The sequence below is a fragment of the Paenibacillus luteus genome (genome assembly GCF_006542765.1).
In the GTDB taxonomy this organism is placed as follows: Bacteria; Bacillota; Bacilli; order Paenibacillales; family Paenibacillaceae; genus Pristimantibacillus; species Pristimantibacillus luteus.
The window spans coordinates 336497-352199 of record NZ_SKCD01000022.1; the positions used below are offsets into that span (position 1 = coordinate 336497).

The window sequence follows — 15703 nt, forward strand, 5'->3', positions numbered from 1 at the left end:
GATTTATCACCTGCCTATGTCAAAAAATTCTATAATTGCCGAAGCGGTAGGCAAGTCGGTATGCTGCAACAATAAGTACGAAGCTAACAACCGATTTGAATAAACCGACAGCTGTTGCAAAGCTGAACGACCCGCTCATGAGGCCTACCCTGTACACAAAGGTATCAATAATATCGCCTGTCTTATAGACCAATGGATTGTACAAATTAAAAATTTGATCGAAGCCTGCATTGAGGATGTTGCCCAAAGACAGTGTACCCACTACCAATATAACAGGCACCATCGCTGGCAGCGTGACATGAAGCGTCTGCTTGAAACGGCCCGCGCCATCTATCTCCGCCGCTTCGTACAACGACATATTGATACCGCTCATCGCCGCGAGATAGATGATGGCGGAGAAGCCGAATTCCTTCCATACATCGCTTACGATAACCGTCACCCTGAACCATGTACCGTCTCCAAGAAAGAACACAGGCTCGGCGCCTAATAATAAAATCAACTGATTGATAATGCCTTTATTGCCCAGAATGTCCGTCAATATGCCGCCGAGAATCACCCAAGACAGAAAATGAGGCAGATAAACCAGCGTTTGAACAAAACGTTTGAATACGAGCTTGCGAACTTCATTAAGCAGCAGTGCAAAAACGATTGGCACCACGATATTCGCGACAATCTTAAAAGCAGCGATAATCAAGGTGTTATAGATCACCTGCAAGCTGTCAGGATACGTAAACATGTATTGAAAATGCTCAAAACCAACCCATGCTGACTTCAGCAGTCCCAAACGAGGCTTATAGTCTTGAAATGCCATGACTAATCCTGCCATTGGCGCATAATTAAATATCAGCAAGCAGATTACCGATGGCAAAATAATCAAATGAAGAGGGAGATGGCGAAACAACCCTCTCCTGATCTTCTTTCCCTCCGTCATTTAAAGCTCACTCCTTCGCATTCACAGCTTGATACCATTCATTAACTTCTTTCGTGATATCGTCGCCGCCAGAAGACTTCCATTTTTCCACAAACGCATCAAATGAATCCGGCGATTTTTGACCATAAATAATTTCCATGAACGCTTCGTTTTCCATTCTGCGCAACAGCTCGCCTTTTTGAACCATTGTTGCCGTAGGTGGGCCGGTATATCGGTCAAAAACAGCCGAATCGTCAAGATAGGTTTCCAGAACTGCGGCTGCCTCACCCCATTTTTTCGGCCTAGCCGAAAAGTATTTCTCATATGGCGTCTCTGGCGTCTCGCCCCGCCCCAGTTTAGCCATAACCTCAAGTTCCTTTTTCGGCGTTTGAATATCATTTCCATAAATCGAATATTTCTTGACGTCGATCCATCCCCCCGGAATTTTGTCTTGGTCGTACACCGGCTCACCGTCTACCATGACATAGTCGTAGCCTTCCGCCCAGCCATTAGCGAATTCGGAATCAGGATCATAGAATCCGGGACCCATGATGGCATCCAAATAATCGAAGAATGCATCCATATGCTTAAAATCCTTATTGAAATAAAATCGAACAGACGATTGCGGTTCACTGCCGAAGCCCACTTTTCCATCGACTCCAGCAGGGACCGGGATAGGCCGATAATCAAAGCCCATATCCTGATTGAACGGATACGTCGACATCCATGTCGGACCAAATACCATCCCCGATTTCCCCTGAACAAAGGATTCCGCAGCTTTAGCTTCATCCATAATGCCCGCGTCTTTATCGAGATAGCCCTTGCTCATCCATTCGCTCAGTTTGACCAGCCCTTCCTTTACAGTTGGCTGAATGGAGCCGTATTGCAGATTGCCATCGGCTGCTTCTGTCCAGTACGTAGGGATAGCCGCCTGACCGAAGAGAAAATCGCTCGATACCATATAGGTATCCTTCACGGCTGTAACTCCTTTTTTTAGAGAGAGTGACAAACCAATAGTATCCTTTTGTCCGTTGCCGTCAGGGTCCTTATTCACGAAAGCGTCCATCACCGTCTCCATCTCTTCCATCGTGGTAGGCGGCTTCAGCCCTAACTGATCAAGCCAATCCTGACGGATCCATAGCACACTAAATGAACTATTGGCGTTAAACGTTGGTAACCCATAATGCTGGCCATCATACGACACCGCGTTCCAAACTTCCGGATACTGCGAATAGAGCTCTTTGAGACGCGGTGAAGCGTACTTTTCAAAGGCTTCGCCAATATCCATGACTTTACCTGAATCGACCACTTGATTTTCGAGGGTTGGATTATTAAGTGTGAAAACATCTGGAAGCTTGTCATTCGAATTAAGCAGCAGACGGAGTCTCGTATCATAGGCCTCTCCGGTTCCTACACTCCAATCGACCTTGAAGTCGATGCCGAACTTTTCTTTCGCCCACCGGGTATGGACATTATCTTCAATACTCTCTCCGTTCTTGAATTTGTTGTCCGATCCTACTACGCGCCCCAGAGTAATGATGGCTTCGCGTGAGGCGCCTTCTTCCTTTACCGAATTCGGCTCCTGGCTGCACCCCATCGCCGACAGCAGCAATGAGCTTGTTACAATCGCCATTGCCGTTTGCTTCGCAATTCTTTTCTTCATTTCGTGGCCTCCTGTTTCTCTTTTCATACGCTCAGTATATCCTCGTGCAGATGGTTGCATAAATAACAATATTAAGAGATTTATATAACTATTTTGGTCGAAGCAGACTACTTTCATTTTCTTATATCATTACATTCTTTTTTTATATTTATTAATTTCATTTAAGCATTTATCATAATTCCTAGCTTTAATATTTTTATATGGCGGTGATTATTATGTTATTTGCAGGCGCAAATTACCATCCCCACGACTGGCCGCGTGAGCGATGGAGTCACGATATTGAGTTGATGCGGAAAGCTTCTTTCAATATTGTGCGATTAGGCCATCTGTGCTGGGACAGCTTCGAGCCTTCAGAAGGCAGCTATACCTTTGAATGGTTTGATGAAGTGATGGATTTGTTCGCTGAGGCCGGCATCAAAGTCGTTCTGGATATTGCGACTCGTCCCGCACCGACATGGCTTCACAAAAAATATCCCGAAATTTCACTTACGGCACCTAACGGTCTCCGAATGGAAGCGCAAACGCGTTATATGGAAGACATTGGCCACCCTGCCTTTCAAGAATACGCTTACTCATTTTCCAAAAAGCTGGTAGTTCGTTATCGGCATCATCCTGCGCTGTACGCCTTCGGGCTATGCAACGAGCTTGGCTCAGGTTCCCCTTCGTATTCCAGTGCAGCCAGGGATCGATTCGAAGCGTGGCTGCGAAACAAATACGATACGGTCGAGCGGCTCAATCATGCCTGGGCTTCGCAGCGTTGGTCTAGAAAGCTTAACAGCTTCAACGATGTTGTGCTACCGATCTCCGGACAAGTGAAAGGCGCTCCAGAGCGTTTGCTGGACATGTCCCGCTTCTATTCTGATGAGACGCTAGCCTATATGCAAGGGTTAAGCGATATCGTCAAGGAACTGGCGCCGCACGCAAGGGAAACGACTAATCACTGGTCCGAGAATCCCGGCTATGGCTTCGATTATTTAAAGCAATATCGCACGATAATTGATTTACCTGGCATCGGGTTCTATCCCGGCACAAATCCGGAGGACCGGAGAGCGTTGTCCGCGGCCTGCTTTTTCATGGACCATCGGATCGGGGAGCTGGATCAGCCAATCTGGTGTTTAGAATTCCAGACCGGGGATTTCGGTGGGTATGCCTCTCCCCGCAATGCCATGCGAATGTATGCTTACTTGTCTCTGATTCACAGAGCGCAAGCTGTATGCGCTTGGACTTGGCGCACGATGCTTGGCGGCGAGGAGCAGTACGTATTCGGTCTCGTAGATCATGACGGCCTTCCCGGCTGGAAATATGATGAGTTCAAACAAATCGCGGAGGAATTCAAGCTGCTGCAGGACAGAGGGCTCCCGCGCAAGACGAATGCCGAGATTGCCGTTGCCTATTCTTATGAAAGCCTGAAGATAATGGCAAGAAATCAAAGCTTCTATAAGACCGACTATACCGAGCAGGTCTTGCAGGCGTACGGAGCGCTTGAGCTCGCCAATCTGGACTGCAATATCGTCAATCTGCGCGACATTCGAAAAAGCTACAAGCTGCTGATCGTCCCGGGGCATGCGGTGATGGACAGCGAGTCGGCCGAGGCCGTTCGTTCCTTTGTTGCACAAGGCGGCACTGTCATCATGACTGCCTATTCGGCGAAGGTCAACGCGCACAATCAGGTATTTGATACCGCGCAGCCAGGAGGCCTCAGCGATGTATTCGGAATCCGCAGCGGAGCGTTTATTAGGACTCGCAGCCATACCCCATCGGAGAATGCCGGCGGACTAGAGAAATCGGAGCTGGGCCTGGAGCGCGAGAAGCCAACGATCATGATGGACTGCCGGGAACTCCAGCCCAAGATCGACTATTACGAGATTCTGGAGCCTCGTACTGCCGAGATTATGGCGGCCTTCACCAATACATGGGAGTGTTCTCCCGCCGTCACTCGCAATCGCTACGGCAAAGGCGAAGCCATCTACGTCGCACTACCGGCAAACACGGAGTTTCTGACCGTTCTCCTCGACTCCCTATATACGGAGCTTGGAATTGTCGATGGGCCTACAACGCCTCCAGGCGTAAGCGCGCGGCGCTTGGACAATGGTGATATTCTATATGTTAATACAACAGGCAAAACTCAGGCGCTGTCACTGCCTCTTTCCGGATTAGGCCTCTTGTCCGGTCAATCATTCGAATCCGAGCTGCTTTTAGACGCTTATGACGCAGAGCTTGTACAATTCCAAAACCAAATCAAAGGAGAAATAATCCATGAGCGTATCTATTAAGAGCCTTGCCCAAGTTGTGCCTTCCCCGCGCCAGTTAGCTTGGCAAGAGCTGGAGTTTTATTCTTTTATCCATTTTGGGGTTAATACGTTTACAGATAAAGAATGGGGACTTGGCGACGAAGATCCTGCCATCTTTAATCCGACAGAATTTGATGCCAAACAATGGGTGGATGTGTGTAAATCCGCTGGCATGAAGGGACTGATTTTGACCTGCAAGCATCATGACGGCTTCTGCCTATGGCCGAGTGCCTTCACGGAATATTCGGTTAAACAAAGTCCATGGAAAGACGGAAAAGGAGACATGGTCAAGGAAGTGGCGGATGCGTGCCGAGAAGGTGGCCTCGCATTCGGCGTCTATTTATCCCCGTGGGATCGTCATGACAAGCGCTACGGTTCTTCGCTCTACAATGACTATTTAAAAGACCAACTGCGCGAACTGTTGACCGGATACGGGGATATTTTTTGTGTATGGTTCGACGGCGCATGCGGCGAAGGCCCCAATGGAATGAAGCAAGTCTACGATTGGGACGGATATTACGAGGTGGTTCGCGAGCTCCAGCCAGGCGCCGTCATCTCGGTATGCGGTCCGGATGTGCGCTGGTGCGGCAATGAAGCGGGACATACGCGGGATTCTGAATGGAGCGTAGTTCCAGAGGAGTTGCTGGATTGCGAGAAGATCCAGGAGGCGTCCCAGCACGTCGATGACGGCGAGTTCTCCAAACGGGCGAATTCCCGAGACGAGAACCTCGGCAGCAGGGAAGCGATCAAGAACAAGCCGAGCCTGACGTGGTATCCGGCTGAAGTCAACACGTCTATCCGCCCCGGATGGTTCTATCATGCCTCCGAAGACGATCAGGTTCGAAGCCTCGAGAAACTTCTGGATATCTACTACAAATCGGTTGGCGGCAACTCGACGTTCTTGCTGAACCTGCCTCCCGACAAACGCGGATTGATTCATGAGAACGATGCGCGGCGCATGGAGGAACTTGGCAGCATACTCAGGGCTACGTTTCAGGATAATCTTGCTTCCGGAGGACGTGTTACGGCCTCCGAATCATTGGATGAGCAGCACGAGGCCGAGCGAATCCTGGATGGCGACCAACACACGTATTGGTCTCCCAAGGAAGGGACGGAACGAGCCGTCATCGAGATCGAGCTTCTGGAAGAGAGCACTTTCAACACAATCGTGCTTCAGGAGCATATTGCAACCGGTCAAAGAATTGAGAAACTAAACATCGAGTATTGGGCAAATGGTGCCTGGAACAAGCTGTATGAATGCACCGTCGTCGGCTACAAACGAATTTGCAGCTTCCCTCCGGTGAAAGCGAAGCAGGTTCGCTTGACGATTGCTGAATCCAGATGGTGTCCCACGCTTTCCGCAGTTGAATTGTATCTAAGTCCTCAAAATAACGAATAAAACACAAATCGGGCAGCTAAAGGTATCATCCTTGCGCTGCCCGATTTATTCGACGTCATTTCAGCCCTTTACAGATCTCGCTGTACCCTTTCCTCGTTGGATAAACTCACTATAGCTAGAGATAGAAAAAAGGACGGAGAAGGAATGTATCCCTCTGCCGTCCTTATAGTCCTTATAAACTGTTCAAACTTATTTGTTGTTTTCAAGCATAGCTACGACGATGCTCACCGCTTGCGCGCGAGTCGCTTTGCCAGCTGGATAGAAAATGTTTCCATCCATACCTTTGATTACGTTGAGCTGATTAAGCACCGCAACAGCGCCTCTTGCCCAATTCGGGATTAGTTCGTTGTCGGAAAACGTGGTGTCAACACCGTCTTCGACCGTTAGCTTCATCGCTTTGGCGATGATCACAGCCATCTCGGACCGCGTAATCTCCGCGTCCGGACGGAAGCTTCCGTCGGTGTAGCCTTGAATAATACCGGCTTCCACTGCTTGCGCGACAGACGTTCTTGCCCAGCTTTTGATTTGTTCCTCGTCCTCGAAGACAAGCGATGCTCCTTCCAAATCAAGCTTCAGCGCCTTCATCACCATCACCGCAAACTCTGCTCTGGTTACTTGACGCTCTGGCTTAAACGAACCATCCGGGAAACCGCTGATGATTTTCAGATCCGCAGCCTTCATGATGGACATCTCCGCCCAATGACCAGCAACGTCGCTGAACGTAACGGACGGCTCATTCTTATTCGGCAAGGTTGGTTCATCACTTGCGAAGACTGCAAATTTCGTTAAGTGATCGGTATGAGCGGTAATCCGATTGCCGCTCACTTCGCCGCCTATCTTCACCCACATGTTTTCCTTCTCATCGAAATAATAGACGTTCGGTCCTTTTCCATTCGACAATAGGGATGAATCGAAAACAAACGTGAGCGTTACAGGTTTGTTGAAGTTTTTCGAGAAATTTTTCGTAATTTCATAAACTGAAGTCAGCAGCAGCTCATGGGAATCGTTCCACTCACTCGTATCAGTGAGCTTCTCAATGGTTACCTTTAGCTCTTCGCTGCTTGCGCCGGAAGGAATGACAACTTTGACGGCCGCATCAGCCAAACTCACTTCGCCAGCGCTGCCGACAGGAACGGTAATCGAGCCTGTCGAAGACGTCACCCTAGGATCAACCGGAGTCGTCGGATAGGAAGGACCGCTGCTCTCCGGTGTCCATTTGGCGTACAAGATCATCGTGTCTCCTTCAACCGGAATAGAGAAGTCATACAGCGAAGTCAACCCACTGTCAGAGTACCATCCTGCAAATTTGTAGCCTGTCTTGGATGGTGCGCCCGGTTCTCCAACGGTGCTGCCAAGCGAAATCGACTGGCTAGCCACTTCTGATCCTCCATTACTGTTAAAGGATACGACCGTATAACCGTCCACAACCCACTTCGCAAACAAGGTTATTGCACCGGTAATCGGAGTTGAGAATACGTAAGGCGTTGTCAAAGCTTCGTCGGCATACCAGCCGCCGAAGGAATAACCATTCTTGGCTGGTGAGGAAGGTTCTTCCGCCAGGCTGCCGTAAATCACGTTTTGATTGCCAATAACCGTGCCTCCGTTGCTGTTGAAGACAACGTTATACGTGTTCGCTGTCCACTTCGCATACAACGTAATCGATTCGCCTGCAACAGTCGCCGTAAAATCGTAAACGTCCGTCAGCATGCTGTTGGTATACCAACCGTCAAACGAGTGCCCTGCCTTCATCGGTGGCGAAGGTACCGCTGCCGTTCCACCATGTGCAACGGTTTGGCTATCCACTGCGGATCCGCCGTTGCTGTCAAATGCGATAACGGTGTATCCGTCTGCCGTCCACTTCGCATAGAGCGTCGTATTGCCCGTAATTGGAGTCGTGAACATGAAAGGAATCGTCAGCCCGCTATCTCCATACCAGCCATCGAATGTATGGTCCGGCTTGCTAGGCGCGGTTGGCGCAGCAGCCATTCCTCCATGCGAGACCATCTGATTCGGCGTTGCCGTGCCGCCGTTAGCGTTGAAGTCTACGGTGTATTGATTTGAGATCCATTTGGCATAAAGCATTGTGTCTTCCGCAATCGGAGTGGTAAAAGTGAAAGGCAATGTTAACCCTTTATCCCTGTACCAGCCGCCGAATGCATATCCTTCCTTCTCCAAAACGCCCGGATCGCTCGCATAGCTGCCATACGTTACTGTTTGGGCATCAATATTCGCTCCACCGCTGCTGTCGAAGGACACCTTGTATGGATTGATTTCCCACTTCGCGAAAAGCGTCAATTCTGCCGTGATTGGAGTCGTGAATTCAAAAGGCATTGTGAACTCAATATCACTGTACCAGCCAGCGAACGTGCTGCCTGTTTTTGTTGGTGCTGCTGGCTCAGCAAGCCGTTCGCCTTGCGCCACCTTCTTGTTGACGATTTCGCTTCCGCCGTTGACATTAAAATGTACGGAATACGAATAATATTTATCCTTGATGTATTGATTCACCGTGTTCATTTCCGCTTCGCTGAGAGCTTTATTATAAATTAATATTTCCGCGATTTCGCCGTTAAAATACGACTTGTTAGTACCCGCTTGAGCCATGCCGATCCAGCCGGTCGTCGAGTTGTTCTGAATGGTTGCCAGCTTGCCTGTATATGTCTGTACGCGTACGCCATCGACATAGATATATTCGCTTGTACCGTCCTTCATAAATCCGGAAACGGAGTAGCCGGTCTTCGCCGAAGGTCTGACATATGTGACGACGTTGTTGCTTTGTCCCGAGCCATAGCGTCCCATGATCCGATCGGTGAACGGCGTCAGGTAAATCTTGCCCCACGAACCGCTTTCATGGAAATAGATCGGCGAATTTGAATCGCCCGATTGGCTCGCTCCCGTGCTGGAAGAGCCAGACTTGCTGACGAGAATAATCGTTGCTCCATTATTTTGATTCAAATCGAGCGGCGTAAGGATCAAATGTGCAGCCGTTCCATTGTATCGCAATGCGTTGTTTCCATTGAGAGCGTCCTCAATTAAAATCGGTTGATTGGCGGCAGTCGCCTGTGTCGCGGACATGCCGTTGCCGCTTCGGTCGTTCCATGAGGACACTCGTCCCTGGGCATCGGCGGTCACGCCTTCGTTAGCATCCAGCCATAGCTTCCTGCCTTCGCTTGGAGGCAGCACGCTGTCCGTAACGTGAATCGTCGCTTCCGAACGGCTAAGCACGTTCATTTGAGCATCCAGTACAGCTATGGAGTAGTTATCCAGAACGGAAGGCACCGTGATCTTCGTCTTGTCGCCGGTTACCTTCACCATCTGAGGCCCCTCCACGATCTCTGTAACCACAAACGGCAAGATCCAGATCGATTTGGTTGGATCGTTCAGATTGACTGCCAGCTCCAGTTCGGCGCCTGGCGCGATATAGGTTTCCCTAGGGAGAAGCTTGTTCGCGTCGGACACGTACGTTTCGAATTGAATCGTTACGTTCGGCATGCCAGCGATGCTAGTTGCAATCAAGGTGTAGCTGCCTTCGGAACCAATCTTATGATTTTGAGAAATAGCTGATCCGTTCAGCGTATATTTGTAATTGTTGTTCAACTGCAAAAGGAGAGGGTTCTTCTCCGAAACCTGATACTTCTCCCCTTCCCTTACGTTCGCAACATCGCTGCCGATAAAGAGGCTGAACTCGGACGGTTCCGACACGGAGCCGTCCGCGTATTCGATGTACATCTTGTATTCGCCCGGTTCTTCTGGAATTGGCATAAGCTCTGCGTCCCCGGCAGCGCTTGTGATCAGATCCGATTCAACAAATACACTTGTTCCCTCCGGGGCAAACCAGAGAATGTCTTTACTGCCAAGCAGACCTTTTACCGGAATGTCTTGTGACCCCGCCACGCGCAGATTGGATGGGAATACTCTCTCTGTGTCCCTCCAGATATTTTGCCCTACCAAGTGCTTGTATTCGTCTTCGAGTCCTGCATTCATGACGACTTCATAACCTTTAAGCGGCCAAATATAATTCTCGTCCACGAACTGGTTTGTGACCGTCGTATTCGGCGCACAGCATAACATCGCCGAAGTATTGGAGAATCCATCCCGAACTGTCAGGTCATGTTTCCGCCCAAACTCCTGAATTTCATACACCGATCGCAGCGTATTCGTAATAACATTGCGCTCCATCTCGATGTATGCACTCCCTTCATCAGGGTGAATACCGTTAATCCATCTCGATCCGTCAGGCGTATTTTTAATTCGCGAAACATTCAAATAATTTTCGGAAATTTCAGAAGATTGTGTCCAGTCGCTGTTTCCTTGCTGGCCGAGCGTATAGATGGCGCCGCAGTCATGCAAGATGCGCCCAATTTCCTCAACTCTGTTTTTATTAATGTAGTTTGCCTTCGACGTCGTATTGGGTTTGCCAGGGAAGATGGCGCCTGAAGAGCCATCGAAGTTCCACCAACCCCAGCCGATGCTCATGCCGCTGTATGCCGCGCCATAAATAAAGTTGTTCTCCACATACATTCTTTGTGTGTAGAACGACGTAATCGGTGCATGGCCAGGGAATAGGCTGCCGTCGTTGTACATGAAGTTATTGCGGATATAAATATCCTTCGGTACCGACTCCGTGCCGTTTTTATATTTTTCTTTGGAAGCGGGAGCTTTCCCAGCCCGTTGATAGGCAGTATCGTTCCAATCGTTCTCGTAAACATGCTGGGGATGACCAATGACGATGCCGGCACCGCCAGTCTCATAGATCGAATTGCCCGAAATTTCGATTTGCTCGACATCGTTTTCGATCGACACCCCAACGGAACCGGTCAGCTTAATCTCCCCGTCCAGGATTTTAATATTTCTTGCCGCGTCGATGCGAACGGCTGCCGGGAACAAATCATAATTCCGATAAACGTCGTTATGCCAGTTCGGGTCAGCGAAAGCGGTTACAATAGTAGCTGCCTGAACAGTAGCTAGTCCTATGGATCCTTCCAGTTCGTATAAATTAAAGTCGGTATGGGCAAAAGAAATACCTTTAAAAGTAATATTGCTGATTTGTCCCGTTTTCGGCGTACCTTGCAGATCCACCAACGTTTCAAGAGAAGGCGCTATTACTTCTGCCGTAGCCATGTTCTCGCCGGCCCGAGGATAATAATAAAGCGTTTGAGCTGCCCGGTCGAAGTAAAACTGACCTGGTTGCGTTAGCCATTCAAATACATTGTATACCTCCTGCGTGCCATTCGGACGGTATGGCGACCAGTTGATCCGTTGTGCGAGCGCGCCGTATGGTTGCTGCAGCATTGCAGCTACCTGACCGCCTCCGATGTCGATAATTTCATCAACCCCGACGATGACTTTGTTCCAAGTCATTTGGGTAACCAACTCGATGTCGGAATGATTTCGCGTCGTAACCGGAAGCTGCGAAGCCGTGAACTTAGTTCCGGCTGCCACGCTGCCGCCTTGCCACGCCCAGTCCGCCTGCCCCGCCGTAACCGTATAAGTTCCGTATGAGCCTGGCGAAGACAGCGACTTGCTCGTCATGTACGACCGTTCGTCATTAACGTACAGAGCTCTGAGCTTCTCATCTCTGATCAATGGCGCTTTGTACAGGTTAGGATTAGAGGTATCCTTCACCCAGCCCGAGACAGGATCTCCACCGCTTAAGACCGGCTTCTCGCCGGGATAAGCTTCATAGCTGATAACATGTCCGTTCTGGCCAGAATCGTCCTCGGTAAACGAGATGGTCTCATCCAAGTAGTAGGACCCTCCCCGCAAATAGACGACGATATCTCCCGCCATACTTTTATTTAATGTTCTTAAGGTATTGCGAGCCTTTTCAATCGTTTTCCAAGGCGCTTGCAAAGTGCCTGGGTTGCTGTCGCTGCCATTTGGCGCTACGTAGTAAGCAGCGGCGTTTCCACCGCCCTCCGCCGCTTGTACCGTAATCGTTAATGCAGGCAAAAGCATCGTGATAACCATCACGTGTACTATGAATCCGGACAGCCATTTCCATTTTTTCTTGTTCCGATTCATCCTTTTAATCCCCCTTCGGCATAATAGTGTAACCGCTTTCGATTTTATCACGCCACTTCCTCGTTCGATATGCACCCAAACGCAAAGTGTTATGCACTTATTTATCCTTTGACCGATCCTGCCGTCATGCCGGATACTATATATTTCTGTCCAAGCAAGTAGATCAGGATGACAGGCAAGCTCGTCAGCACGATATCCGCGCTTACCAAATTCCAAGCGGTCTCATAACGGCCAAAGAAGTTGTAAACCGCAAGAGTCATCGGCCATAATGAGGAACTGTTCAAGTAATAAAGCGGAAAAATAAACTCATTCCATGACGCCAGAAAATTCAGAAGCATCACTGTAACAACTACCGGCAGCAATAAAGGAAAGATGATTCTAAAGAAAAGCGTATTGCTGCCGCAGCCGTCCATGACTCCCGCCTCGTCGAGCTCACGCGGAACCGTAGAGACGAAGCCGTAAATCAAAAACACGCTGAAAGGGATTTGCAATGCTGTGTACAACAAACTGAGTCCGATCTGAGTATTCATCAGATTAAAGGTTTGCATGACTTTAATGAGTGCGATATGGTTCACTGGCATCGTAATGCCAAGTACAACGAACAAGTATAGGAAACGATTAATCCTCGTTTTTTTCCTGGAGAGAACATACGCAGCCATCGCGCATAGAACAATGCCAAGAACAACCGATACGACCGAATAGAGCATGCTGTTGCCGAATGACTGCAAGAGCTTTCCGCTCTCAATGACAACCGTGTAGTTGGAAAATACCCATTGAGAAGGCCATTTGAAATTCATGGAAGCTGCTTCCCCTTGCGTTTTAAATGAATTAAGTAGAATTAGGAGCAGTGGCACAAGCATGATCAGAGAGACCGTCCACACGGACAAATGCCTAAGACTGCTGAATAACCGTTTTGTGGCCATTACGCTTCAACCTCCTTGTTGAGCAACCGAATAATGAAATAACCAATGACAACCATAATGACGAACATCAACGAGGACAAGGCCGTTCCGAGCCCATAGTAGCCGTATCCGAACAGCTTAAAGATTACGGAGTACAACACTTCCGTTTGATCTCCAGGCCCTCCCTGCGTCAGCACGTAGACGATATCAAATACTCTCAGACCGTAAACGAGGTTGAGAACCGTCGTCACCGCGAATGATGGCAACAGGAGCGGAAGCGTAATGTAACGAAGTTTTCCCCAGAAGTGAGCCCCGTCAATGTCTGCTGCTTCATAATAATCCTTGGAAATTGTCATAAGCCCCGCTAGGAAGATCGTCATGATGTAGCCCATGCCCTTCCACACGTCAATGCCATAGATTGACCAGAACGGCCAATTGCCTTCATAAAGCCAATTGCGCGTCCAGCTGTCTAACCCAAACGTACGGAGGAAGGAATTCAGAAGTCCGGATGGCGCCAGGATAGATTGGAAGGTCAATCCGGTAATGAGAAACGAGAGCACGGTAGGCAAGAAGATTACAGCACGATGAAAGTTTTTTCCCCATAATTTCTGGCCTACGATTAACGCCAGACCCAACCCCAGCACGGTCTTCAGAATCGTTGTTACGACTGTGAGCTGAAGTGTGTTTCCAATATACCGTAAATAGTTCTCATCGGAAGAAAATATGGACTTGTAATTGTCCCACCCTATGAAACGGACCGTATCGTCGAATCGGCTCCAATCCGTAAACGAATAATACATACCTACCAAACTAGGCAATACATACAAAAAAACGTACAACAGCAGGGCCCCAAACAAAAAATAGGCGGGGTAAATCTTCTTTTGAATGTTCATTCCTTCTTCTCCTTCTTCGCTAATGAATGAATTGCATGTTTTTATTATGAAGGCGCTTCAAAGAGCTTGCTATACACGAAAACGCTTAACTTTATGCATTCATTTATCGCATGAGGAAGGTATTCTACGAAAACAAAGAACCCACGAAATGAATCGAGGGTCCCTTGTTTAGCTATTGGACTCGCTTATTTAGACCAAGCCGGATCCTTCTGCGCGGTCGCTTGCTGGCTTCTTCGTTTGTCGATGTTTTTCAGCAAATCGGCTGGCTCCAGTTTGCCCGAGAAGACGGCAGTCAAGTCTTTTCCGATATCCATCCACTGCGGATCGATGTAGCTGACACCTGCTTGAAGGACTGCTCCCTCTTGTCCGTTACTGCCTGCTTTGATTTCCTCAAGAACTGCGTTTTTCTTAGGCGTTACCCCTTCGAAAGGCAGCTCGGAGAAACGGCTGGTTTGATCCAGATACGTCTGCATGTTTGACGGTTCAGCTAAGTACGCTAAAAATTGCTTAGCTTCCGCCACATGTTTGCCATTCTTGTACACGAATTTGGAAGGACCTTGCGGATTTACGTTCAAGGTCTGATTGTCCAGGAAGGGCATGACGACGGCTCCGAAGTCCTCTGCCTTGTAAGCGGAGTCCGGCTTGTTCGCGAGGAGTTCGTTGCCGAAATTGGACCTGTCGAAGATCATTGCGAATTTACCTGATGACATCGCGTTATAGGCATCGGCATAGGTGTTGCTGAAGTGTTCCTTGCCGTAGTAGCCTTTCTCGACGAGAGCAGCTACCTGCTCTACAAGCTTGAGCATTTCCGGGCTATCCGCCAGCAGCGTCTCGTTGGCATTCAGCTTATCATATAAGCCTCCGCTCAGTTCCTCCACCCTTGGTCCCATTTCGAGCAGAGGAAGCTGGTGATGCCAACCGTCGGAACCCGCTTCATAAATCGGCGTAATGCCGTTCTCCGAAAGCTTTGCGCTAACATCCAGCAGTTCGTCGTACGTCTTCGGAGGCATCAAACCTTGCTCCGAGAAGATTTTTTTGTTATACACCAGCACCCAGCTGGAGGTTCCGCCTAGATCCCAAAGCGGTAAGCCGTATACCTTGCCATTGTAAGATACACCTTCGTTGAACGGCTTCTTAAGCGTGGATACCCAACCCTCACCGGACAAATCCTCCAGGTTCTTCTCCGGGTCCAAGGTCGACTTAAGCGTAAGCTTCCCGCCTTGCGTCACGATGACATCCGGACCCTCTCCGGAATTCAGCTTAGCGCCGATCAAGCTTGTGAACTGATCCGACGGTACGATCTGATAATCGATTTTGATCCCTGTATTAGCCTCAAATGTCTTTGCAAGCTCTACTTCGGCGTCCATGATCTGGTCTTGCGAAGCCATGACGGTCAACGTCATGTTCTTTTTTGTCGGCTGATCCGTCGACGCAGTATTTCCTGACGGTGACGGGGCGTTACTGACCGAATCAATATTGTTTCCATTCGTACTGCCGCATCCCGCCGTGACAGCAGCAACCGTCAGTACACAGGTTGCCATGGATAAGGCCTTTCGGATATTTGCCATAAATGTGGTGCCTCCCTTTTATTGTTAGCTTCATCCTTATTATGAGTGCGCTTTCT

General features: G+C 49.1%; 8 protein-coding genes. 2 read left to right on the forward strand and 6 right to left on the reverse strand.

Annotation, left to right across the window (positions count from 1 at the left end; translation table 11 throughout):
- Positions 1 to 19: 19 nt before the first annotated feature.
- Together E0496_RS18060 and E0496_RS18065 are read right to left on the reverse strand one after the other, a co-directional pair.
- On the reverse strand, positions 20 to 931 hold the full coding sequence (locus tag E0496_RS18060; RefSeq protein ID WP_141503148.1) for an ABC transporter permease: 912 nt from the start codon (positions 929 to 931) through the stop codon (positions 20 to 22).
- Positions 932 to 938: 7 nt separating this feature from the next.
- A complete protein-coding gene (locus tag E0496_RS18065; RefSeq protein ID WP_141503149.1) occupies positions 939 to 2573 on the reverse strand; it encodes an extracellular solute-binding protein in 1635 nt (544 codons plus the stop codon).
- A 200-nt stretch (positions 2574 to 2773) separates the two neighbouring features.
- Between E0496_RS18065 and E0496_RS18070 the strand changes: the two genes are divergently transcribed.
- Both E0496_RS18070 and E0496_RS18075 read left to right on the forward strand, forming a co-directional pair.
- Positions 2774 to 4846, forward strand: a complete 2073-nt coding sequence (locus E0496_RS18070) for a beta-galactosidase (protein ID WP_141503150.1) — start codon at positions 2774 to 2776, stop codon at positions 4844 to 4846.
- Positions 4830 to 6263 (forward strand): alpha-L-fucosidase, encoded by a 1434-nt coding sequence (locus tag E0496_RS18075; protein WP_141503151.1) that lies wholly within the window; start codon positions 4830 to 4832, stop codon positions 6261 to 6263. Before E0496_RS18070 ends, E0496_RS18075 begins: the two co-directional genes overlap by 17 nt.
- Before the next feature lie 189 nt (positions 6264 to 6452).
- On the opposite strand, the gene E0496_RS18080 is transcribed toward E0496_RS18075, so the two are convergent.
- From E0496_RS18080 to E0496_RS18095, 4 genes are all read right to left on the reverse strand, one after another.
- Positions 6453 to 12284, reverse strand: a complete 5832-nt coding sequence (locus tag E0496_RS18080; RefSeq protein WP_141503152.1) for an InlB B-repeat-containing protein — start codon at positions 12282 to 12284, stop codon at positions 6453 to 6455.
- Positions 12285 to 12385: 101 nt separating this feature from the next.
- Positions 12386 to 13207, reverse strand: coding sequence for a carbohydrate ABC transporter permease (locus tag E0496_RS18085; RefSeq protein ID WP_141503153.1), 822 nt, complete (start codon positions 13205 to 13207; stop codon positions 12386 to 12388).
- Positions 13207 to 14079: a carbohydrate ABC transporter permease gene (locus tag E0496_RS18090; protein ID WP_141503154.1), complete on the reverse strand. Its 873-nt coding sequence runs from the start codon at positions 14077 to 14079 to the stop codon at positions 13207 to 13209. The genes E0496_RS18085 and E0496_RS18090 overlap by 1 nt, the downstream gene beginning before the upstream one ends.
- A gap of 185 nt (positions 14080 to 14264) precedes the next feature.
- A complete protein-coding gene (locus E0496_RS18095) occupies positions 14265 to 15647 on the reverse strand; it encodes an ABC transporter substrate-binding protein (RefSeq protein ID WP_141503155.1) in 1383 nt (460 codons plus the stop codon).
- Between the last annotated feature and the right edge of the window lie 56 nt (positions 15648 to 15703).